At 66.5% G+C, this 21,436-nt stretch carries 20 protein-coding genes; 14 read left to right on the top strand and 6 right to left on the bottom strand.

What is annotated here, in order from left to right:
- Nucleotides 1-90 precede the first annotated feature (90 nt).
- Complete coding sequence (gene fdhA / locus R5O87_RS08740) at nucleotides 91-1,302, top strand: formaldehyde dehydrogenase, glutathione-independent (protein WP_410554549.1); 1,212 nt, start codon at nucleotides 91-93, stop codon at nucleotides 1,300-1,302.
- Between the two features lie 160 nt (nucleotides 1,303-1,462).
- The gene (locus R5O87_RS08735; protein WP_410554548.1) at nucleotides 1,463-1,759 is read left to right on the top strand and encodes a hypothetical protein; all 297 of its coding nucleotides are present in this window, start codon (nucleotides 1,463-1,465) and stop codon (nucleotides 1,757-1,759) included.
- Between the two features lie 22 nt (nucleotides 1,760-1,781).
- Here R5O87_RS08735 and R5O87_RS08730 read toward each other — a convergent pair whose 3' ends face one another.
- Entirely contained in the window at nucleotides 1,782-2,534 is a 753-nt protein-coding gene (locus R5O87_RS08730; protein ID WP_410554547.1) for a GmrSD restriction endonuclease domain-containing protein, read from the bottom strand.
- Between the two features lie 320 nt (nucleotides 2,535-2,854).
- Here R5O87_RS08730 and R5O87_RS08725 point away from each other — a divergent pair, with 320 nt between their 5' ends.
- The gene (locus R5O87_RS08725; RefSeq protein WP_410554546.1) at nucleotides 2,855-3,400 is read left to right on the top strand and encodes a YceI family protein; all 546 of its coding nucleotides are present in this window, start codon (nucleotides 2,855-2,857) and stop codon (nucleotides 3,398-3,400) included.
- 253 nt (nucleotides 3,401-3,653) lie between these two features.
- Here the strand turns inward: R5O87_RS08725 and R5O87_RS08720 are convergent, their stop codons facing one another.
- On the bottom strand, nucleotides 3,654-4,385 hold the full coding sequence (locus R5O87_RS08720; protein WP_410554545.1) for a GntR family transcriptional regulator: 732 nt from the start codon (nucleotides 4,383-4,385) through the stop codon (nucleotides 3,654-3,656).
- 154 nt (nucleotides 4,386-4,539) lie between these two features.
- On the opposite strand from R5O87_RS08720, the gene R5O87_RS08715 reads away from it, so the two are divergent.
- From R5O87_RS08715 to eda, 6 genes are all read left to right on the top strand, one after another.
- Nucleotides 4,540-5,952, top strand: coding sequence for an MFS transporter (locus R5O87_RS08715; protein WP_410554544.1), 1,413 nt, complete (start codon nucleotides 4,540-4,542; stop codon nucleotides 5,950-5,952).
- A complete protein-coding gene (locus tag R5O87_RS08710; protein ID WP_410554543.1) occupies nucleotides 5,949-6,983 on the top strand; it encodes an L-idonate 5-dehydrogenase in 1,035 nt (344 codons plus the stop codon). The genes R5O87_RS08715 and R5O87_RS08710 overlap by 4 nt, the downstream gene beginning before the upstream one ends.
- An 86-nt stretch (nucleotides 6,984-7,069) precedes the next feature.
- On the top strand, nucleotides 7,070-8,281 hold the full coding sequence (gene manD, locus R5O87_RS08705; RefSeq protein ID WP_410554542.1) for a D-mannonate dehydratase ManD: 1,212 nt from the start codon (nucleotides 7,070-7,072) through the stop codon (nucleotides 8,279-8,281).
- 38 nt (nucleotides 8,282-8,319) lie between these two features.
- Nucleotides 8,320-9,261 carry a PfkB family carbohydrate kinase gene (locus R5O87_RS08700; protein ID WP_410554570.1) on the top strand — a complete coding sequence of 314 codons (942 nt, stop codon included), beginning with the start codon at nucleotides 8,320-8,322 and terminating at the stop codon, nucleotides 9,259-9,261.
- Nucleotides 9,262-9,329: 68 nt separating this feature from the next.
- Entirely contained in the window at nucleotides 9,330-10,763 is a 1,434-nt protein-coding gene (locus R5O87_RS08695) for a mannitol dehydrogenase family protein (RefSeq protein WP_462836418.1), read from the top strand.
- Nucleotides 10,756-11,382, top strand: coding sequence for a bifunctional 4-hydroxy-2-oxoglutarate aldolase/2-dehydro-3-deoxy-phosphogluconate aldolase (gene eda / locus R5O87_RS08690; protein ID WP_410554541.1), 627 nt, complete (start codon nucleotides 10,756-10,758; stop codon nucleotides 11,380-11,382). The genes R5O87_RS08695 and eda overlap by 8 nt, the downstream gene beginning before the upstream one ends.
- 500 nt (nucleotides 11,383-11,882) lie before the next feature.
- Here the strand turns inward: eda and R5O87_RS08685 are convergent, their stop codons facing one another.
- From R5O87_RS08685 to R5O87_RS08675, 3 genes are all read right to left on the bottom strand, one after another.
- Nucleotides 11,883-13,079: a TerC family protein gene (locus R5O87_RS08685; protein ID WP_410554540.1), complete on the bottom strand. Its 1,197-nt coding sequence runs from the start codon at nucleotides 13,077-13,079 to the stop codon at nucleotides 11,883-11,885.
- Nucleotides 13,080-13,175: 96 nt separating this feature from the next.
- Nucleotides 13,176-13,931, bottom strand: coding sequence for an ArsR/SmtB family transcription factor (locus R5O87_RS08680; RefSeq protein WP_410554539.1), 756 nt, complete (start codon nucleotides 13,929-13,931; stop codon nucleotides 13,176-13,178).
- Between the two features lie 142 nt (nucleotides 13,932-14,073).
- Entirely contained in the window at nucleotides 14,074-15,822 is a 1,749-nt protein-coding gene (locus R5O87_RS08675) for a RecQ family ATP-dependent DNA helicase (protein ID WP_410554538.1), read from the bottom strand.
- 220 nt (nucleotides 15,823-16,042) lie between these two features.
- Here R5O87_RS08675 and R5O87_RS08670 point away from each other — a divergent pair, with 220 nt between their 5' ends.
- The 4 genes from R5O87_RS08670 to kce all read left to right on the top strand — a co-directional run bounded on the left by R5O87_RS08670 (nucleotide 16,043) and on the right by kce (nucleotide 20,391).
- The gene (locus R5O87_RS08670; RefSeq protein WP_410554537.1) at nucleotides 16,043-17,101 is read left to right on the top strand and encodes a LacI family DNA-binding transcriptional regulator; all 1,059 of its coding nucleotides are present in this window, start codon (nucleotides 16,043-16,045) and stop codon (nucleotides 17,099-17,101) included.
- 149 nt (nucleotides 17,102-17,250) lie between these two features.
- Nucleotides 17,251-18,570 (top strand): MFS transporter, encoded by a 1,320-nt coding sequence (locus R5O87_RS08665; protein ID WP_410554536.1) that lies wholly within the window; start codon nucleotides 17,251-17,253, stop codon nucleotides 18,568-18,570.
- Nucleotides 18,571-18,659: 89 nt separating this feature from the next.
- Entirely contained in the window at nucleotides 18,660-19,424 is a 765-nt protein-coding gene (locus R5O87_RS08660) for an SDR family oxidoreductase (protein WP_410554535.1), read from the top strand.
- Nucleotides 19,425-19,458: 34 nt separating this feature from the next.
- Nucleotides 19,459-20,391: a 3,5-dioxohexanoate:acetyl-CoA acetone transferase gene (gene kce, locus R5O87_RS08655; RefSeq protein ID WP_410554534.1), complete on the top strand. Its 933-nt coding sequence runs from the start codon at nucleotides 19,459-19,461 to the stop codon at nucleotides 20,389-20,391.
- Here the strand turns inward: kce and R5O87_RS08650 are convergent.
- Nucleotides 20,388-20,702, bottom strand: a complete 315-nt coding sequence (locus tag R5O87_RS08650; protein ID WP_410554533.1) for a YegP family protein — start codon at nucleotides 20,700-20,702, stop codon at nucleotides 20,388-20,390. The genes kce and R5O87_RS08650 overlap by 4 nt on opposite strands.
- A gap of 172 nt (nucleotides 20,703-20,874) precedes the next feature.
- Between R5O87_RS08650 and R5O87_RS08645 the strand changes: the two genes are divergently transcribed.
- Complete coding sequence (locus R5O87_RS08645) at nucleotides 20,875-21,291, top strand: ester cyclase (protein ID WP_410554532.1); 417 nt, start codon at nucleotides 20,875-20,877, stop codon at nucleotides 21,289-21,291.
- Nucleotides 21,292-21,436 lie beyond the last annotated feature (145 nt).

Raw genomic sequence — 21,436 nt, 5'->3', positions numbered from 1 at the left:
AAGGGAATGCCCTGGAGGGCGCATCACATCACTCATGAATTCACCGCCGACCCTTCACCGGGAAGGGTCCGTGACGCCAGGAGGAAAGAGATGGAAGGGAACAAAGCCGTTGCCTACAAGGGACCCGGCAAGGTGGAAGTCATTGATATCGACTACCCCACTTTCGAACTTAAGGACGGGCCGGGCGTAAACCCGGCCAACGTGGGGCGCCAGGTTCCCCACGGCGCAATCATCAAAACGGTGGCCACCAACATCTGTGGCTCGGACCAGCACATGGTCCGCGGCCGGACCACGGCGCCACCGGACCTGGTGCTGGGCCACGAAATCACCGGTGAAGTGGTGGAGGTGGGGCCCGGCGTCGAATTCATCAAGGTCGGGGACATCTGCTCGGTGCCGTTCAATATTTCGTGCGGCCGGTGCCGGAACTGCAAGGAGCGCAAGACCGGCATCTGCCTCAACGTGAACCCGGACCGGCCGGGCAGCGCCTACGGCTATGTGGACATGGGCGGCTGGGTGGGCGGCCAGGCCAACTATGTCCTGGTGCCGTACGCGGACTGGAACCTGCTCAAGTTCCCGGACAAGGACAAGGCCATGGAGAAGATCCTGGACCTTGCCATGCTCTCGGACATCTTCCCCACGGGCTTCCACGGCGCCGTGACAGCGGGGGTCGGCGTCGGCTCCACCGTGTACGTGGCGGGGGCCGGCCCTGTTGGACTGGCAGCGGCGACGAGCGCGCATCTGCTGGGTGCCGCCGTCGTAATTGTGGGCGACATGAACAGTGACCGGCTGGCGCAGGCCCGCAGCTTTGGCTGCGAGACGGTGGACCTCACCAAGGGCGGCCCGGTGGAGCAGATCGAGCAGATCCTGGGCGTGCCGGAGGTGGACTGCGCTGTGGATGCCGTGGGCTTTGAGGCGAAAGGCCATGGCCAGGGTGCAAAGGAGGCGCCCGCCACGGTGCTGAATTCGCTGATGGACATCACGGCGGCAGGCGGTGCGCTGGGCATCCCCGGGCTGTACGTGACGGGCGATCCGGGCGGCATCGACGACGCCGCCAAGAAGGGTGCGCTGAGCCTGAGCCTCGGCACGGGCTGGGCGAAGTCGCTCAGCTTCACCACGGGCCAGTGTCCGGTGATGAAGTACAACCGGCAGCTGATGATGGCCATCCTCAACGACCGGGTCAGTATCGCGAAGAACGTCAACGCGAAGCCGATTCCGCTGGACGAAGCACCGAAGGGGTACGCCGAGTTCGACGCCGGCGCCGCCACCAAGTACGTGCTGAACCCAAACGGATACCTCAGCTGACGCAGTGGGGGAGCTGACGCAGCGGAAATGACGCGCGGCAGCGGAGCGGGGCCGCATGCTGTACCGGCCGAAAAGGTTGGGCAGCATGCGGCCCCATTGCCGTCGTCGTGGAGTAGGGCCAGACTCATGGAAGGGACGGACCCACCGCAGGAGGAGATCCATGAACAGCCAGCCTGACGAAACACCGCTCGAAGTCCCGGAGGTCGACGCGTTTGAACAGCGCCAGTCGGCGGGCGGGGAGTCCGGGGACGAGGAACAGCGGCCGCTGCCGGAGGACGTTCCCGAGGCGGATGCCCTGGAGCAGCGGACCCCGCTCCGGTCAAACGGTCCTGCCGCCGCCCCTGACCTCTCCGCCGATGAATCAGCCGAGGCCGACGCCATCGAGCAGGCCGCAGGCACGCCCGGCAACGACGATGACGACTACCCGTTCGCAGGCGAGGTGCCCGAGCAGGGCTGAGTTGCGGTTACTTGGTTCCGGCCTACTTGCCGCCGGCCCTTGCACTTCCGGCAACAGTGCCGCCGCACTGCGCCAGGACCGAGGCCATCGCGGTGCGTTCGGCCTGGGTCACCCACAGCTTGTACTTCGCCTTGACCGAAATCTGCCGCGCGACGTAGGGGCAGCGGTAGGCGCGGCTGGCGGGCAGCCAGGTGGCGGCGTCGCCGTCGGACTTCTGCTGGTTGGCGGGGCCGGACGCGGCGAGCAGGTTGAGGGGATCGTTGGCGAAGGCGGTCCGTTGCGCCTTGCTGAGTCGCTGGGCGCCCTTCTGCCACGCATCGCTGAGGGCAACGACGTGGTCGATCTGGACCGCGCTGCTGGTTTTGTTCCCGCGGGTGAAGGCAATGGCAGTGGCCGTGTACGGATCGGCGAGGGTGCCGGTGAGGACGATGCAGTTCTTCGTCCCGGGTTTGAACGTTGTGGACTTGAGGTCCCGGGCGAGGATGTCGTTACGGGTGTCGCAGCCGTTGTGGTCCGTGTCGGACCAGGCCGGGCCGAACTCCTCCCGGTCGTAGCCGGTTTTCGGGGCGCGGCCCTTGACGGGCAGGGTGGCGAGGAGGTCGGCTGCTTTGACGGCGTAGCCGGGTGCGCTGCCGGCTGATCCGCCGGGGACAGCGTCCGACGGCGGCTGCCGGGTTGCGCTGATGGCCCCGCCGCAGGCGGTGGTGGCCAGGATGACGGCGGCAAGGGCGCCGGCTGCAAGCCAGTTCCTTTTGCGGGGTGGTGCTTGGTGCAAGGCGGTGTACTCCCGAGGCGCTGGCTGTCGATTCAACGATCGATCGTACTGGCCGGCGGGGCGGAGCCGGCGGTGCCACGCGGATGAGGCCCTGAAACGCAGAGAGCCCCGCATTGCCTGACGGCTTTGCGGGGCTTCTCCTAGCGGCAGGACCACCACGGATGGGGGTACGCGGTGAGCCTGCTTCAAGGCTAGGGAAGTTTCCTGAAAATTAGCTAGGAGTCTTTGGTGAAGGTTCTCATCCTTGACTTCACCGCCGGGCTAAACCAGTGTTGAAATCGCACTGACCAGCAGGTTTTTCCTATTTAAGGAGATGCGTCATGACTCTTCCCGCAGGCCTGACCCCCGGAATCTGGACACTCGATATGTCCCACAGTGAGATCGGCTTCAGCGTACGGCACGCCGGGATCAGCAAGGTCCGGGGGCGGTTCCGGGAAGCAACCGGCGAAGCCCATGTGCGCGACTCCCTGGCCGACTCGTCGCTGCATGCCACCGTGCGCACCGCCAGCTTTGATTCCGGTGATGCCAACCGCGACGCGCATGTGAAGGGGGAGGATTTCTTCGACGTCGCGCAATACCCGGAGATGACCTTCACGGGAACGCACATTGACGGCGACGGCGAGGACTACACCTTGACGGGCGACCTCACCATCAAAGGCGTCACCAAGCCTGTTGAGCTGGAGGTCGAGTTCACCGGCGTGGCCGTCGACCCGTTCGGCGCCACCCGCGCTGGCTTCTCGGCCGAGGCCGACATCAGCCGCAAGGAGTTCGGCCTGACTTGGAACGCGGCCCTCGAAGCCGGCGGCCTCCTGGTCAGCGACAAGGTGAAGATCAACCTCGAGGCTGCGCTGGTTAAGCAGGGGTAAGCGCACATCTGGTCCTCATATAGGCCACTCCGGCCCGTCTCCCTGACATCCTCCGCGTGCTCGGTCGCGTAGACGCCCGCTGAGCGGACGTGACGCTCACGAATGGGCCCACACCGTCAGGGTTCCCGGGCCGAGCTTGCGAGGTTAGGGAGACGGTGGGGAGCACGCTTCCGGATGCCTGAGACGGCAGGGACCAAGGCCACGTCGAACCCCGAGAGCACCTGTCCGCCCCAGGCGTCCCCTTGAATAGGGATTAAGAGAGCCGGGCGATGCTGCGCCTTATTGGGCGGGAGGTTGTGCCGTCCGAGAAGAGCTCCGGTGAGGATGCCTGGATGCGCTTGACGTCCTCGAAGACGCCGCGCAGGTGGACCCGCAGGGAGCTGTCGGCTTCCGGGCGGTTGTCGGCTTCGAGCGCGTCCACCACGGCGGTGTGCTGATCGATAAGGGTGGACACGGGGCGGGTGTCGATGAGGCTGAGCCGGCGGGCGCGGTCGAGGTGGGCCTTCGCCGAGTTGACCGCGGTCCAGGCGGATTCGTGCCCTGCCAGGCGGAGGAGTTCGCGGTGGAAGTCCTCGTCGAGCCGGAAGAACTCCTCGACGTCGCCGCTGGCCTCGGCGTCACGCTGCGCCGCAAGGATCTCGCGCAGCCCCGCGAGTCCCGTGGCATCAACCACGGCATCCTTCAGGGACGCGCATTCGATGGCCTCGCGGACGAACTGCGCCTCGGCCACCCGGCCCAGGTCCACGAGCGAGACGAACGAGCCGATCTGCGGGAAGACCTGCACCAGGCCCTCCTCGCGCAGCAGGATGAGGCTCTCACGCACGGGTGTCCGGCTGACACCGAGTTCCTGGGCGAGTTCGTTCTCGGACAGGGGCTCGCCCGGGGGGAGCTGCAGGGAGATGATGCGACGCCGGAGCGTATCCAGAGTCTGGTCCCGCACGGAAAGCCGCGGAGACTGCCCTTTTTCGGGTTTGCCGGTTGCCATGCATCCAGTGTAGCCATCGTTGACAAACTAGAATGGTAGTGCTTGTATGGTAGTCAGCAATCGGCCGCAGGACAGCTCTCCTGTCCACCCAGCCGGCCGCATCCCGGCAGAACTCTCCAACTCCCCTTCTTCATCGCCTGCAAAGGAGCAACTGATGACCGAGAGCATCGCACCGCCCACCGCCAAGACCGAAACGAGGACCACCAGGGACCTCGCGAAGGTCGCCGTTTCCGGCTGGCTGGGCACGGCCATGGAATTCATGGACTTCCAGCTGTACTCGCTGGCCGCGGCCATCGTCTTCAACAAGATCTTCTTCCCCGACGTCAGCCCGGTCATCGGCCTCATCGCAGCGATGGCAACCTACGGCGTCGGCTACGTGGCCCGCCTGGTGGGCGCCGTGTACTTCGGCCGCATGGGTGACCGGATCGGCCGCAAGAAGGTCCTCTTCATCACCATCGCGCTGATGGGTGCATCCACCACCCTCATCGGTGTGCTGCCCACCTACGCCATGGTCGGCATCTGGGCCCCCATCCTCCTCGTGGCCCTGCGACTCATCCAGGGCTTCGGTGCCGGCGCCGAAATCGCAGGCGCCACCGTGATGCTGGCGGAATACGCTCCGGCCCGCCGCCGCGGCCTGATCTCCTCGCTCGTCTGCCTCGGCACCAACTCCGGCACCCTCGCGGCCTCCGCGCTGTGGGCCATCCTGGTGGCGGTACTTTCGGAGGACCAGCTGCTGACCTGGGGCTGGCGCCTGCCGTTCCTCGCCAGCTTCCTGCTGATGATCTTCGCTGTCTGGATCCGCCGCTCCCTCAAGGAGAGCCCGGTCTTCGAACAGCGTGAGGACGTCGTCGACGGCGTCGCACTCGCCAAGCGCGACCTCGCCGCCGAAGCAAACACCTCCGCAGTCAACGAAGCCAAGCACACCACCCGGTCCACCAGCACGATCGAAGCCGCGCTGCACCAGCGCAAGGGCAAGTCCTTCCTGATCGCCCTCGGCCTCCGCTTCGGACAGGCCGGAAACTCGGGCCTCATCCAGACCTTCCTCATCGGCTACCTGGCCACGGTGCTGCTCATGAACAAGTCCGTCGGAACCACGGCCATCATGATCGGTTCGATCATCGGCTTCGCCACCATCCCGCTGATCGGCATCCTGGGTGACCGCTTCGGCCGCCGGCCCCTGTACATCATCCTCAGCTCGGTCACCGCCGTGTTCGCGATTCCGATGATGCTCATGGTCACCAGCGGCAACCCGACCCTCGTCACCATCGCCGTCGTCGCCGGCCTGAACCTGGGCGTGCTGAGCCTCTTCTCGATGGAGAGCGTCACCATGGCCGAGTTCTTCGGAGCCCGCACCCGCTTCACCCAGCTCGCCCTGGCCAAGGAAATCGGCGGCATCCTCGCCACCGCCATCGGCCCGATCCTCGCCGCCACGCTGACTGCCGTCACCGGGCACTGGTGGCCGCTCGCCGCCATGCTCATCGGGTACTCGCTGATCACGCTGGTCTCCGCAGCTGTTGGTCCCGAGGTCCGCGGCCGCGACCTGGTTCGCTTGGAAGACGCCGCGTGAAAGCAGTAGTCGTCCACGGCGCCAACGATCTCCGCATCGACGAACGCCCCGAGCCCGTCGCCGGGCCGGGCGAGGTTGTCCTCGATGTCGAATGGGGCGGGATCTGCGGCTCCGACCTCTCCTACTGGCGCCACGGCGCCTCCGGAACCGCGCAGCTGAAGTCCCCGCTCGTTCTCGGCCACGAGGTGGCCGGCCGGATCGCCCAGCTGGGCGACGGCGTCGAAAACCTCGACGTCGGCCAGCCGGTCACAGTCCACCCCGCAGAACTCGTGGGCGACGGGATCATGCCGGAACGGCTCAGCGGCCGGACCAACCTGTACCCGCAGATCCGCTACTTCGGATCGGCAGCATTCGATCCGCACACCGACGGCGGTTTCAGCGAACGGAAGCTGGTCCGCGCGTCGCAGATCCGTCCGCTTCCCGACGGCGTGGATACCCTCCGCGGGGCACTTGCTGAACCGCTCGCCGTCGCCCTCCACGCGGCGGGGCGGGCGGGTTCGCTCGCCGGCCGTGACGTGCTGGTCAACGGCGCCGGGCCGATCGGCTCCCTGGTGATCGCGGCCGCCAAGTACGCCGGCGCCCGGACCGTCATCGCCACGGACATCAACGACGCCTCGCTTCAGATCGCGAAGGCCATGGGCGCCGACGAGGTCCGCAACCTCTCCGGCGGGGCGACGCTGCCCGAGGACGTGGAGCTCGTGTTCGAGGCGACCGGCATCCCTGCAGTGCTCGGCGGCATCCTCCGGGCCACCGCCCGGGGAGGCACCATCGTCCAGGTAGGCAACCTGCCCGGCGCGCCGGCCCCGGCTGCCCTCGGCGACCTCGTGACCCGGGAAATCACATGGATCGGCTCCTACCGGTTCGCGGACGAGATCACCGACGCGCTCAAGGCGATGTCCGAAGGCCTGGACGTCTCACCCGTCATCACCCACAAGTTCGGCATCGACCAGGCCGCGGAAGCCATGCGGGTCTCCGCGGACCCGGCCGCCGGCAGCAGCAAGGTCATGCTCCGCCTCTCCTCACCCAACTAGGTAGCAGCAGATGGCGTTCTGAAGGCTCATAACGCCATCTGCTGCTACCTACTTGCAATTTTCTAGACACCCAAAGGACCCCACCAGTGAAGATCACCGACGCACGAGTAGTGGTTTCGTCGCCAGGACGGAATTACGTCACGCTCGTTATCGAAACCGAGGACGGGATTACCGGCATCGGCGACGCCACCCTCAACGGACGTGAACTTGCCGTGGCGTCCTACCTGTCCGAGCACCTCTGCCCGCTGCTGATCGGCCGCGACGCCCGCCGCATCGAGGACGCGTGGCAGTACTTCTACAAGGGTGCCTACTGGCGCCGCGGGCCGGTGACCATGACCGCGATCGCCGCGATCGACGTCGCACTTTGGGACATCAAGGGCAAGGCCGCCGGCATGCCGGTGTACGAGCTGCTGGGCGGCGCGGCCCGCGAGGGCGTCATGGTCTACGGGCACGCGAGCGGCTCGTCGCTTGACGATCTCAGCGCCGACTTCCAGCACCACCTGGACCTCGGCTACAAGGCCATCCGCGCGCAGGCTGCCGTGCCGGGGCTGGAGAAGACCTACGGGATCGCGCCCGTTGACGGCAAGACCTACGAGCCTGCCAGCGGCAACATCCCGCAGGAGGATCTGTGGGAGACGACGGCGTACCTGGACTTCGCGCCGAAAATGATGGCCCATGTGCGGGAACAGTTCGGCTACGGCGTGCACGTCCTGCACGACGTCCACCACCGGCTGACGCCGATCGAGGCGGGCCGGCTCGGCGCCTCGCTGGAGCCGTTCCGCCCGTTCTGGATCGAGGACCCGACGCCGGCCGAAGACCAGTCCGCGTTCCGCCTGATCCGCCAGCACACCACCACGCCGATCGCCGTGGGTGAGGTCTTCAACTCGATCTGGGACTGCCAGCAGCTGATCACCGAACGGCTGATCGACTACATCCGCACCTCCGTTTCGCACGCCGGCGGCATCACGCACCTGCGCCGCATCTTCTCACTGGCGGACCTGTACGGCGTCCGTTCCGGCTCGCACGGCGCGGGCGACCTCTCGCCGGTGTCCTTCGCCGCGGCGCTGCACGTGGACATGAGCATTCCCAACTTTGGCGTCCAGGAGTACATGGGCCACCGCGATCCCGCGAACGAGGTGTTCAAGACCTCCTACACCTTCACCGACGGCTACATGCACCCCGGCGACGCTCCGGGCATCGGCGTCGAGTTCGACGAGGAAGCCGCCGCGAAGTTCGTGTTCGACCCCAAGTACCTGCCCATCAACCGCCGCCTCGACGGGTCGGTGCATGACTGGTGAGTAATTCGACTCAAGCACAGCCGTTCGACGTCGTCGCCATGGGGGAGATCCTCCTCGAAGTGGCCACCGACGTCCCGTTCGGGCACGGCGTTCCGGCGCAGCTCGGCATCTCCGGCGACGCGCTGAACGTCGCGGCGGCTGCCGCTGCGGCCGGTGCCCGCACCGCGCTGCTGGCAGTACTGCCCGACGACGACCTCGGCAAGGCGGTCGCCGCCAGGATCGCTGAACTCGGCATTTCCACCGAACTCCTCAAGTTCCGGCCCGGCCAGCAGGGCGTGTACCTGGTGCACTGCGACCCGGACGGGCAGCGCGAGTTCTCCTACGCCCGCAGTGGCAGCGTCGGCTCCACGCTGGGGCCGGACGACGTCGACCCGGACGTGTTTGCCGCAGCCGGCGCCGTGATCGCGGGCGGCATCGCCTGTGCCATCTCGTCTTCGTCCCGGGCCGCCGTCTACAGGGCAGCCGAGGTTGCCCGCCGGTTCGTCTTTGACCCCAACTACCGGCCGCGGCTCACGTCCGTGGAGGATGCGACGGCGGCCGTGGTTGAGCTGGCGCCGGAGGCATTCCTGGTCACGCCGTCGTTCCCGGGGGAGACGTCCGCCCTGCTGGGCACGTCCTCGCCGGTCGAGGCGGCCGGGAAGCTGCGCTCGCTGGGCACCGCCAACGTCGCGGTGACCTGCGGGGCCGAGGGGATCCAGCTGGAAAGCGACACCGAGTCCGCGTGGATCGAAGCTATCCCCGCTCCGGCAGTGGTGGACCAGACCGGGGCGGGCGACGCCTTCGTGGGCACGCTGACCGCGCGGCTGGTCCTCGGCGACAGCCTTACCGAAGCTGTCCGGTACGGGGCTGCCGCGGCATCGCTCGTGGTAGGCGGCAAGGGCGGCACCGGCTTCATTCCCAGCTTCGAGCAGACCCGCGCCCACGTGCTGGGCGCGCAGCCGTTGGGGACGTCCGAAGGAGAGCTGTCATCGCACGCCTGAGCAGTGCCAACCTGGGCGCCGCTAACCTGGGCAGTGCCAACCTGAGCAGCAGCTCGGGAGACGCAGCCGTGTTTCCGGGCGCCCAGCTGCGGGCCAACGGCCTGAAGCCCGGCATCGTGCATCTGGGCCTGGGCGCCTTCGCCCGCGCCCACACCGCCGTCTTCACCGAGAACGCCATGCTCGCCGCCGGGGAATCCAATTGGGGGATCACCGGCGTCACCCAGCGCTCGGATACCGTTGCCCGGCAGCTTGCCCCGCAGGACGGGCTGTTCACTGTGGCCGAACGGGGTGAGGGCGCGGCACCGCTCCGCGTGGTGTCGAGCATCGTGGACGCCATCTCCGGACGGGACAACCCGGCCGCCGTGGTGGACCTGATCGCAGCGCCGGAGACCCTGGTGGTCACGCTGACCATCACGGAGAAGGGCTACCGGATCGATCCGCAGAGCGGCTCGCTCAACCTCGCGGACGCCGACGTTCGGGCCGACCTCGAGGGGCGTGCGCCGCTCACGGCCATCGGCCAGATCGCCCGCGGGCTGCAGCAGCGTTCGCGCGCCGGGGCCGGCCCGCTCACCGTGGTCTCGTGCGACAACCTTCCCGGCAACGGTGAACTCACCGGCAAGCTGGTCCGTGCCTTCGCGGCAGCCCTGCCGGCCGTCGAAGCCGGACCGCTCACCGCCTGGCTGGATGCCAACGTCACGTTCCCCAGCACCATGGTGGACCGGATGGTGCCGGCCACGACGGCGGGTGACCTGGACGCCGTCGAACGTGAACTTGGGCTGCGGGACGAGGCCGCCGTGGTGGCCGAGCCGTTCATGCAGTGGGTTATCGAGGACAACTTTGCCGCGGGCCGCCCGCGCTGGGAGGCCGCCGGCGTGCTGTTCAGCAGCGACGTCGCGGCCTGGGAGGCGGCGAAACTGCGGTTGCTGAATGCGAGCCACTCGCTGCTGGCCTACCTCGGCCTCGCTGCCGGCAAGGAGACCATCAGCGACGCCGTGGCTGAGGAAGCGTTCCGCACCGCCGCCCGGCGCATGATGGCCGAGGACGTCCTGCCCACCATCACGCTTCCGGAGAGGCTCGACGCGGATGAATACTGCGCCCGGGTGCTGACCCGCTTCGCTAATCCCGCGCTCGGCCACACCACGGCCAAGGTGGGCAGCGACGGGTCACAGAAGATCGGCCTGCGCCTGCTAAGCACCGTGCGCGGAAACCTCGACGCCGGCTGCGAACCCCGGTGGGCGGCGCTCGCCGTGGCGGCCTGGATGCGGCACGTGGCCACCGCGCCCGCGGACGAACTGAACGACCCACTGGCCGCCGAACTGCACGCGGCACTGCCCGCGTCGCGGTCCGCCGACGACGTCGTTACAGCGCTGCTGGGCTGCCGCAGCGTCTTCGATTCCGGACTCGCGGAGCATGCCGGATTCGCCAGGCTCCTGACCCACTGGTACAGCATCATCGACACGCACAGGCTGGACGGCCTGAGAAAAGAGATCAACCATGGCTGAGGCCACCAGCGTTCTGAACATCTCCCCGGTCATTCCCGTGGTGACCATCGACGACCCGCAGCACGCGGTTCCCGTCGCCCGGGCCCTGGCCGACGGCGGCGTCCGGATCATCGAGCTCACGCTTCGGACGGACACGGCGCTGACCTCCCTGAAGGCCATCGCCAACGAGGTTCCGGACATCCTGGTGGGCGCGGGCACCATCCTCACGCCGGGCCAGGCGGATGCTGCGGTGGCCGCGGGCGCGCAGTTCCTGGTGAGCCCCGGCGTGACGGCGTCACTGCTGGACCACATGCTCTCCCTTGAGGTGCCGGTGCTCCCGGGCGTGGCCACGGTGGGCGAGGTGATGGCCGTGCTGGAGCGCGGGCTGGACACCATGAAGTTCTTCCCGGCCGGACCTGCCGGTGGCCCGTCGTACCTGGCGGCCATCGGTGCGCCGGTCCCGCAGGTGACGTTCTGCCCCACCGGCGGCATCAGCCTGGCCACCGCGCCCGACTACCTTAAGCTGCCCAACGTCAGCTGCGTCGGGGGCAGCTGGCTGACGCCGCGCGCCGCCGTCGAAAGCGGGAACTGGCAGCAGATCACAGAACTGGCACGGGAAGCGGCAGCGCTGCGCGCATAAACACCCGCTTTCCGCCGGCCGGGAAAACACCAACGCGGGGTCACTTACAGCCCAATAATGCCGCGGAATTGGGCTGTAAGTGACCCCGCGTTGCTTTGTGGGGACTGATACTCCGCGGTAGCCACGCCCTGAGGACGCGCGTAGAGTCGGGAAAGACCGGTCCTCAAGCCGGTCGCAGCCTGAACAGACGCACAACCAAAGGAGTTCATCATGAACTTGGGCAACATGATCAGGAACGCTGCAGGACGAATCTCCGGACGGACCACCCACGGAACCACGGGTGGATACTCGAGGGGATACACGCGGGGCACAAGGCCCTCCACCACGGGACGGACCTCTTCCATGGGTCGCGGCCGCACCGCGGAAGGACTCGGCGACAAGATCCGCCACTTCCTCCACAGGCACTAATCCATCAGGCACCCACAGCAACGCGGGGTCACTTAGCGCCCAATACAAAGGGTTTATTGGGCGCTAAGTGACCCCGTGTTGTGGTTGGCGGGCTACTTTTCGCCGGCGCGCTCGAGGGCCTGGTCGTGCTCGGTGTGGGCCTGCCGGATGAGGTCCATGAACTCGGTCTCGTTCCGGATGAGCCGCTTGTACTTCTCCGGAAGCTTCTTGAGCTCCTGCTCCTCGCGGACCAGCTTGTCGAAGATCCGCTCGCGCTCGGCGATGTCCGTCTCGTAGTTGAGGTCCACGTAGGTGGTGGCGTGCCGCCTGGCGCCGGAGACCATCGTCTTGGCCTTGCCCTTGGGGCTGAGGAGCGATCCGATGATGGTGACGGCCAGGACGCCGAGGATCACGCTGAGCGACAGGCCGGTGCTGATTTCGAGGACGTTGACGTGTTCGCCGTCGTTGATGAACGGCAGGTTGTTCTCGTGCAGGGCGTGCAGGATCAGCTTCACGCCGATGAAGCCGAGGATGGCGGCGAGGCCGTAGGAGAGGTAGATGAGCCGGTCGAGGAGTTCGTCGATCAGGAAGAACAGCTGCCGCAGGCCCATGAGCGAGAACGCCGTGGCTGTGAAGACGATGAACACGTTCTGGGTCAGCCCGAAGATGGCCGGGATGGAGTCCAGCGCGAAGAGGATGTCCGTGGCGCCGATGGCCACCATCACCAGCAGCATCGGAGTGAGGACCCTCTTGCCGTCCACCTCGGTGAAGAGCTTGTCGCCGTCGAAATGCTCGGAGGCGGGGAGGAACTTCTTGGCGAGCCGGACCACGAGGGTTTCGCTGTCGTCGTCGTGGTTGTCCGGCTTGAGCAGGTTGCCCGCTGTGATGAGAAGGATCAGCCCGAAGATGTAGAACACCCAGGCGAAGCTGTTGATCAGCGCGGCGCCGAGAAAGATGAAGCCGGTCCGGGCGAGCAGCGAGAAGACGATGCCGAACAGGAGCACTTTCTGCTGGTCGGCACGCGGCACCTTGAAGCTGGACATGATGATCAGGAAGACGAAGAGGTTGTCCACGGACAGCGCCTTCTCGGTCACGTAGCCGGCGAAGTACTCGGTGCCCATCTTGGAGCCGCCGAACAGCCAGACGCCGAGGCCGAACACCAGGGCCATGCCCACGTAGATGGCGGACCAGGTGGCGGATTCCTTCAGCGACGGGGTGTGGGCCTTGCGGACGTGGAAGAAGAAGTCGAAGGCCAGGAGCGCGACGATTCCGGCGATCGTGAGGGTCCAGACGATTGGGGGAACTTCCATGCTGCCTCTTTCCTGGGCGCTGCGGGCGGGCGTTGCGGGGCGGGGCTTTTAAACAACCCTACCCAGTACGCCCGTCGCCGCTCGTGGAACCGCCGCTCAGCCGTACATCAGCGAGCCCGGCGTGGTGAGCTTTTCGCCGGTCTCCAGCCAGGTCTTCAGGCCGGAGAGGATCATCGGCCAGCCGCCATAGAGCTGTTCGTTGGCGCCTTCGCGGAGCTGGTCGTGTGTGACGGTGAGGTGGCAGGAGTCATCGCCCACCGGCTCGATTTCCCAGGTGACGCGGGAGGTGCCCTCGGCCTTGACGTCCTCGCCCCAGAGCGCGCGCATGGTCTGCACCAGCCGGCGCGGAGGATCGACCTCCAGGTTCTCGCCCTCGCCCAGCAGTTCCCCGGCCTTGGGGTTGCCCATCTCGAAGCGTGAACCCGGCGTCCAGTCCGACTTCAGCGTGTTCCCGAACTGGTACTTGCTGCGGATGTCGCTGTCCGTGATGGCTTCCCAGAGCCGTTCCGGAGTGGTCTTGATGTAGATTTCGAAGATCTTTTCCATGGGACTTTCCAATCGGGTCTTGAGGTCGCTAAGCGCAGCGGCCCATGGTTCTGCATATTTGCTCACCCACCGGTCGTGGACGAGCCTGATGGGCACCGGATTGAGGAAGTGCAGCTTCTCGCGGCCGCGGCGCCGGGTCACCACGAGGCCGGCTTCTTCCAGGATCTTCAGGTGCTTCATGACACCGAAACGGGTGATCTCGAACCGGGCCTCCAGCGCGCTGAGGGTCTGGCCGTCCTCTAGGAAGAGTGCGTCCAGGAGGTCCCTGCGGATGGGGTCGGCGAGGGCCTTGAATACGGCGTCCACACGGCCAGAATAGGTGACTATTTGGTCACATGTCAACGGTCCGCGGTTCACCCCAACTGCCTCGCAGTTGTTGTCGTTTTGAGGCTCCAAAACGACAACAACTGCGAGCCAGTTGGGTGGGGACCGGACAGGTACGACGGCGTCACGTCGCCAGGGTGAGCAGCTTCCCGTCGGTCACGGCCTGGCGGGAGAGGGTCTTGTATCCCTCCTGCTCGAACAGCACGGTGATCACGTCCTCCTCGTGCCGCATGACAATGCCCGCACCCCATTCCTTGTGCACCACAGCGGCCTGGAGCGGGAACGGTTCCCCGCCCGCGGCAGCCGCGGCGCCGTCGTCGTAATCCTCCTCGTACGCGGAACCGTCGGTGCAGTTGTCGCAGTTGCCGCACGGTTCGGGAAGGTCCTCGCCGAAGTAGCCCAGCAGGAACTGGCGCCGGCAGGCGTCCGTCTCCGCGTAGCCGCGCGCCATCTCGATCCGGGAGCGGTCCACGCGCTGGCGTGCTTCGGCGAGTTCGACGGCGTGTTCCACCACCTTGGGCAGCTTGGCGCCGGGTTCCAGCCGGACGCCGCGCTTGAGGGCCTTCACGGAGCGGGTCTCGATCAGTTCGTTCAACAGCCCGGTGAGCCGGCGTCCGGGGATGCCGGTCTGCCGGGCGAGCGCCTTCTGGGTGACCGGGCCGTCGGCGGCGCGGAGGGCGGTGAGGACCGCGAGCAGCGCGTCCTCGTCCGGCTTGTGGGTGCCGAAGAACTTGCGGAGGCCAAGGTCCTCGGGCCGGTAGTGCAGCACGGCGGAGGCGGGCTGGCCGTCGCGGCCGGAGCGCCCGATCTCCTGGTAGTAGGCGTCGAGGGACTCGGGGATGTCGGCGTGGATGACGAAACGGACGTTGGGCTTGTCGATGCCCATCCCGAATGCGGTGGTCGCCACCACGACGTCGAGTTCGTCGTCGAGGAACTTCTCGTGGACCTCGTCGCGCTCGCTCTGCTTCCGGCCGGCGTGGTAGGCGGCGGCCCGCAGCCCGTGTTCGGCGAGTTCGGCGGCGTACGTTTCGGTGTCCTTGCGCGTGGCGGCGTAGAGGAGGCCCGGACCCTGAAGCCGTCCCTTGAGCTCGGCCACCTGATGCACAACGGCACGCTCCTTGTCCCGCTCCTCGAGGTGCCGGACGACGTCGAGCCGGATGTTCGGCCGGTCGAAGCCGTGGACCAGCACCAGCGGGTCCTTCATGCGGAGGCGCTGCTGGATCTCGTCGCGGACCGGGGGAGAGGCGGTGGCGGTCAGGGCAGCGACGGGCGGGTTGCCGAGCTGCCCGCGGACCTCGCCCAGCCGCAGGTAGTCGGGGCGGAAATCATGCCCCCAGGAGGAGACGCAGTGGGCCTCGTCCACCACGAACAGCGCCACGTCCATGGCCGCGAGCCGCTGCACCGTCCCGGCCTTGGCCAGCTGCTCGGGCGCGAGGAAGAGGAACGCGGCATCGCCCCGCTCGGCCGCCTCCCATGCGTCCTCCACCTCGGAATCCTTCCGGCCGGAGTTGATAGCGACGGCGGATTCCCCGCCCAGGTCCTCCAGCAGGCCGTCCAGCTGGTCTTCCTGCAGTGCAATCAACGGGGAAACGACGACGGCGGGACCGCGCCTTGCGTTGTCGGCTGCGGGCTCGTCGGGGTGCTCCGCGCCGCCGCTGGCCGTGCCGCCGTGGGCCAAGCCGCCGTGAATGAACAGCGCGGCAACCTGGTAGATGGCTGACTTGCCGTAACCGGTGGGCATCACCGCGAGGACGTCGCGGCCGGACGCGAGGGCGGTCATCCCGGCGAGCTGGCCGTCGCGGAGATGTTGCAGGCCGAGCCTGTCGGCGGCGATGCGGCGCAGGACGGCTTCGGCGGTGGCGGGTTCGGTCATGGCGGCAGCTCCGGGGTGCGATGCGTTCGATCCAGTGGCCGGATGTCTTCAGCCGTGGTTGTCAGCCTACTGTCAGTGCGGGGAATTCGTCAGATCGAATCTACGGTCGGCGCCGGGGTCGGTGCGGCCTGCGCCGGAACTTAACGTTGCTTAACGCTTTTGACCCCGATTACCGTAACTGAGGTCACATTCACTCAGCGTCGAAGAAAGGGGACTGACCATGGCCGAGCACATCAGAACTCAAGCTTCTGGCGCGCGTCCAGCCCCCGTTTCTGCGGCTGCGGTGGCCAGGGCTGCAGGTGTTTCCGCAGCCGCGGTGTCCTACGTCCTGAACGGCAAGGCGGGCGTTTCCACCGAGACCCGGCGGCACGTAATCGGCGTTGCGAACGAGCTGGGCTTCAGGCCCCGTAAGTCAGCTAATGCTGCCGACCCGCAACGGACCCGGGTCATCGGCCTGATCCTTCCGAACATCATCAACCCGATGTTCCCGCGGTGGGCACAGAGCATCATCACCGCCGCGGCAGAGTCAGGCTATGAAGTGTTTGTGGCCACCACGCAGGACGATCCTGCGGTGCTGGCCCAGGTCACGGCGACCCTGGCCAACCGGAACGTTGACGGGATAATCCTCGCCGCAGCGCTCCGGGAGGACTCAACTGCGCTGCGCACCCTGCGGTCGGCAAGAATCCCTTATGTCTGTCTGTCCCGCCGTGCAGATTTTCTGCAGAGTGATTTTGTGGGGATCGACGACGACGCTGCCGCGACGCTCCTGATGGAGCACATGCTGGGGCATGGTTACACGGACATCGCCACAGTGATCGGGCCGCGGTTTTCCACGGCATCGCTCGCGAGGGAACAGGCATTCGTGCGGACTGCAGCCGCGGCGGGCGTCACGGTCACCGGGGAGCGCCGGATCAGCACCAGGGTGAACAACGAGGGCGGCCAGCTTGCCGCGGAACGGCTCTTCTCATCCGACCGACCGCCCCGGGCCGTGGTCTGCGGCAGTGACGAACTCGCCATCGGGGTCATGGAGTACGCCCTGGCCCAGGGGCTGCGGATTCCGCAGGACGTGGCGGTTGCCGGGTGCGACGGGCTGCCGCACAGCAGGTCCGGGCTGATCAACCTGACTAGCGTGGTCCAGCCCCAGAAGGAGATGGCGCAGGAGGCGTTCGCCATGCTCCTGAAACGGATCGACGCGCCAAGCAATACATACAACTCCCTGATTTGCCCGCACAGGCTCCACCTGGGCAGGACGTGCGGCTGCAACGCGCCGGACCACTGAAAGTCCGCCAGAAACCAAGTATCACTCCATCAGGCAAGTTCCAGAGCAGACGTTCCGGAACCTCACAGAACAAGACACTGCCCCATCCCGTCATGCCCCTGGCCCTTTACCGGCAATGTCCGCGGGCCCTGATTCAAGGACGAATTGTCATGTCAGTTGTATCCGCCCCAACGACGATGCGCACTCCCAAGGAGATCAATGGCGTCATCCTCCGGAAGATCATGCCGCTGCTGGTCGCCGCCTACATCATGGCGTTCCTGGACCGCACCAATATCGGAATGGCCAAGGACCGGCTGGAGATCGACCTCGGTATCTCCGCCACGGCCTACGGCATCGGTGCCGGCCTGTTCTTCCTGACGTACGCGCTCTCGGAAATCCCTTCTAACCTGATCATGCACAAGGTGGGTGCCCGCTTCTGGATCATGCGCATCATGATCACCTGGGGCCTCATTTCCGCGGGCATGGCGTTCGTCCAAGGGGAATGGTCCTTCTACATCATGCGCATGCTGCTTGGTGTGGCGGAGGCCGGCCTGTTCCCGGGAGTCATGTACTTCCTGACGCAGTGGTTTGTGGTCAAGGACAGGGCGAAAGCCAATGGCCTCTTCCTGCTGGGAGTATCCATCGCCAACATCGTCGGTGCTCCGCTGGGCGGTCTGCTGCTGACCATGGACGGGCTCGCCGGCCTGCACGGCTGGCAGTGGATGTTCCTGATTGAAGGCCTGCCCGCCTGCCTGCTGGCCTGGGTGGTCTGGAAGAAGCTCCCGGACCGGCCCAGCAAGTCCACGTTCCTTAGCCCTGCCGAAGCTGCAGACCTGGAGGCCCGCATCGCCGCCGAGGAGCAGGCCGGCGCCGACGCCTCCGGCAACCACCGCCTGCGCGATGCGCTCAAGGACAAGCAGATCCTGCTGGTAGTCGGCGTCTACTTCACGCACCAGATCGCCGTTTACGCGCTGTCCTACTTCCTGCCGTCCATCATCGGCACCTACGGCAAGCTGAACCCGCTGCAGATCGGCCTGCTGACGGCCATCCCGTGGATCTTCTCCGCCGCCGGTGCCCTGCTCATTCCCCGGTACGCCACCGACGGCAAGCGCTCCCGGATCCTGGTCACCGGTGCCATGGTGGGCATCATCGCGGGCTTCGCCATCGGCGCCATTGGCGGGCCGGTACTCGGCATGATCGGCTTCTGCCTGGCAGCCTTCAACTTCTTCGCACTGCAGCCCATCCTCTTCACCTACCCGGCCACCCGCCTCAGCGGTTCCGCGCTCGCCGGAGGCATCGCTTTCGTCAACACCATCGGACTCTTTGGCGGCTTCCTCGGCCCCTACGTCATGGGCTTCATGCAGGACGCCACCGGCTCCAAGCTCTCCGGCCTCTGGTTCATCGTGGCCATGTGCACCCTGGGTGCCCTGCTGTCCCTGATGCTCAAGCGCGGCACTGAAAAGCCCGACGGCGTTCCCGCCGCACACTGACACCCCACCGCAGGCAGGTGGCTGGCCCTGACTGCCGATGGGCAGGGCCAGCCCACCCGCCTCCCCGTTTACTGACAAGGAAAGCCCGCATGGATTTCAGCTCGAAAAGGGTGCTGGTCACCGCCGGAGCCAACGGCATCGGCCTCGCCATCGCCAAGAAGTTCCAGGAGTTCGGCGCAGCCGTCTTCGTGACCGACATCGACCCCGACGCCGTCGAGAAGGCCCGCGTCAGCGGCCTGTCCGCAGCCGTGAGTGACGTCTCCGACGAGGACCAGGTCCGGGAGCTTATGGCGGCGGTCGCCGTCGAGCTCGGCGGCCTGGACGTGCTGGTCAACAATGCCGGCATCGCCGGCCCCACCGGCCCGATCGAGAGCCTCGATGCCGGGGCGTGGAAGGCCACCTTCGACGTCAACATCCACGGCCAGTTCTTCTGCATCAAGCACGCCCTGCCGCTGCTGCGGGAGGGCCGCGACGCCTCGATCGTGAACCTGTCATCCGCCGCGGGCCGGCTGGGCATGGCAGGACGGAGCGCCTATTCAGCGTCGAAGTGGGCGGTGGTGGGCCTGACGAAGACGCTCGCCATCGAGCTCGGACCGGACAGAATCCGGGTGAACGCGATCTGCCCCGGGGCCGTGAACGGTCCGCGAATCGAGGCCGTGATCGCCGCCAAAGCGAAGATGCTGAACCTTCCGGAAAACCAGGTCTCCAAGCTGTACCACGACCAGTCATCGCTTGGCCGGCTGATTGAGGCCGAGGACATCGCCAACATGGCCGCCTTCGCCGCCAGCGACCTCGCGCGCAACGTCAACGGCCAGGCCCTCGCCGTCGACGGCAACACAGAAAAGCTCTACTGAGCCACCCGAACGTTTCCAACCAAGGAGTTTCCTCATGGCTGCCGCCCGCAAAGTCATCATCACCAGCGCTGTCACCGGCGCCATCCATACGCCGTCGATGTCCAAGTACCTGCCGGTTTCACCTGACGAAATCGCGGACGCGGCTATCGGTGCCGCGGAAGCGGGCGCGGCGATCGTGCACATGCACGCCCGCGACCCCAAGGATGGCCGGCCGTCACAGGATCCGGAGCACTTCGCGCCCATCCTGGACAAGCTCAAGAGGAATACCGACGCCGTCATCAACATCACAACCGGCGGCTCACCGCACATGACCGTGCAGGAGCGCATGCAGCCAGCAGCGCTGTTCAAGCCGGAGTTGGCCTCACTCAACATGGGGTCCATGAACTTCGGCCTCTATCCGATGCTGGAACGCTTCGCGGAGTTCGGTCACGACTGGGAGCGCGAAGGGCTCGAGAAGAGCCGCGACCTGGTCTTCAAGAACACGTTCCAGGACATAGAGACAATCCTCGGCATCGGGAACGAGAACGGCACCCGCTTCGAGTTCGAGTGCTACGACATTTCGCACCTCAACAACCTGGCACACTTCCACTCCCGCGGACTGGCCAGGGGGCCGCTGTTCGTGCAGTCCGTCTTCGGCCTGCTCGGCGGAATCGGCGCCCACCCCGAGGACCTCATGCACATGCGCCGCACAGCTGACCGGCTCTTCGGCAGGGACTACGAGTGGTCAATCCTCGGTGCGGGCCGGAACCAAATGCCGCTCGCCACCATCGGTGCCGCCATGGGTTCCCATGTCCGCGTGGGGCTGGAGGACTCGCTGTGGATCGGTCCCGGCCAGCTTGCCACGTCCAACGCGGAACAGGTCGCCCGGGCGCGAGTCATCCTCGAGGCGCTCAACTTCGAGGTGGCTACCCCGGACGAAGCCCGCGAAATGCTCCAGCTGAAGGGGCGAGACAAGGTTAACTTCTAGCGGAGCCCCCGGAATGCCGGTCCGCGGACAGCTTCGGCGTGGTCCGCGGCCGGGAACCGCGTGTGGGAGTGGATCCTTACAGTTGCGTGGCCAAACCGCGACTTGGGGATGATGATCTCCCCGTGGCCGCCCCGGCTCATGTCGCGGATGAGGCCTGTCCCGGCGATCTCCCTCGTGTAGGAAATCCCGGCCACAGCCGCCTGCTTGGTGGGGTACTTGACCGAGGTCGCCACCAGGGTTCCTGTGCCATCCAGAAGCCGGACCCGGAAGCCGCCGTCGGAAGCATCGATGATTTCGAAGTGGCCAGCCATGATAATTCCCTCCGTTCGTGCTGCGTTTCCTGGTATGTCCCCTAGGTACATTTTGAACCCTTTCCTGCCCGGATGGCCGAGTTGTCCGGTAACCAATCGGCCATTGAAGCCGTACCGGGGCAGGAGGACAATGCAGCTGCCATATACGGCCACAACCTCAAAGGAGACGGAGATGGCTGGCGGAAGCGGACTGATCAGGCGTTTTTACGACGAGGTGCTGACGGGCGGAAACCTGGCGATCATCGACGAGATGGTGGCGGACGACGTCGTCGACCACGAGGAGGGATTCCCCGGCCAGCCGCCGGGCAAGGAGGGCGTGAAGTTCTACGTGAATGCGGTCCGGACAGCGTTTCCGGACCTCGCGGTGAAGACCAGCGAGCCGGCGCTCGCCGACGGCGACCTCGAGGCCGCACACGTGACACTGACCGGAACGCACCAGGGCGACTTCGCGGGGGTCCCGGCCACCGGCAAATCGGTGGAATTCTCGGGCATCGACATCATCCGCGTGCAGGACGGCAAGGTGGCCGAACACTGGGGATCGACGGACACGCTGAGCCTCATGCAGCAGATCGGAGCCGTGCCAAAGTAGGGCGGCTCAGCTGACCGTAAAGGAAACAAAAGGACGACGACGGCGGGCGGCGGCCGCCGTCGTCGTACGTCTTTGCGGCGCGTCGTCCGGGACGCGCCGTGGCGTCCCTGTGTGGCATCCGGAAGCCCTGTATCATCCCTTCTTG

This window comes from Arthrobacter globiformis (assembly GCF_046536215.2).
Taxonomy (GTDB): Bacteria; Actinomycetota; Actinomycetes; order Actinomycetales; family Micrococcaceae; genus Arthrobacter; species Arthrobacter globiformis_E.
Note: the sequence above shows the minus strand (reverse complement) of the source record. Positions and strands in the feature narration are given on the sequence as shown.

Bases quoted from the DNA above. Each gene is read 5' to 3' on its own strand.
- R5O87_RS08675 (WP_410554538.1), bottom strand. From the start codon at position 15,822: ATGACCGAACCCGCCACCGCCGAAGCCGTCCTGCGCCGCATCGCCGCC.
- eda (WP_410554541.1), top strand. From the start codon at position 10,756: ATGGCTGAGGCCACCAGCGTTCTGAACATCTCCCCGGTCATTCCCGTG.
- R5O87_RS08715 (WP_410554544.1), top strand. From the start codon at position 4,540: ATGACCGAGAGCATCGCACCGCCCACCGCCAAGACCGAAACGAGGACC.
- R5O87_RS08700 (WP_410554570.1), top strand. From the start codon at position 8,320: ATGGGGGAGATCCTCCTCGAAGTGGCCACCGACGTCCCGTTCGGGCAC.
- R5O87_RS08670 (WP_410554537.1), top strand. From the start codon at position 16,043: ATGGCCGAGCACATCAGAACTCAAGCTTCTGGCGCGCGTCCAGCCCCC.
- R5O87_RS08660 (WP_410554535.1), top strand. From the start codon at position 18,660: ATGGATTTCAGCTCGAAAAGGGTGCTGGTCACCGCCGGAGCCAACGGC.
- R5O87_RS08645 (WP_410554532.1), top strand. From the start codon at position 20,875: ATGGCTGGCGGAAGCGGACTGATCAGGCGTTTTTACGACGAGGTGCTG.
- R5O87_RS08685 (WP_410554540.1), bottom strand. From the start codon at position 13,079: ATGGAAGTTCCCCCAATCGTCTGGACCCTCACGATCGCCGGAATCGTC.
- R5O87_RS08735 (WP_410554548.1), top strand. From the start codon at position 1,463: ATGAACAGCCAGCCTGACGAAACACCGCTCGAAGTCCCGGAGGTCGAC.
- R5O87_RS08650 (WP_410554533.1), bottom strand. From the start codon at position 20,702: ATGGCTGGCCACTTCGAAATCATCGATGCTTCCGACGGCGGCTTCCGG.
- R5O87_RS08665 (WP_410554536.1), top strand. From the start codon at position 17,251: ATGTCAGTTGTATCCGCCCCAACGACGATGCGCACTCCCAAGGAGATC.
- R5O87_RS08720 (WP_410554545.1), bottom strand. From the start codon at position 4,385: ATGGCAACCGGCAAACCCGAAAAAGGGCAGTCTCCGCGGCTTTCCGTG.
- fdhA (WP_410554549.1), top strand. From the start codon at position 91: ATGGAAGGGAACAAAGCCGTTGCCTACAAGGGACCCGGCAAGGTGGAA.
- kce (WP_410554534.1), top strand. From the start codon at position 19,459: ATGGCTGCCGCCCGCAAAGTCATCATCACCAGCGCTGTCACCGGCGCC.
- R5O87_RS08725 (WP_410554546.1), top strand. From the start codon at position 2,855: ATGACTCTTCCCGCAGGCCTGACCCCCGGAATCTGGACACTCGATATG.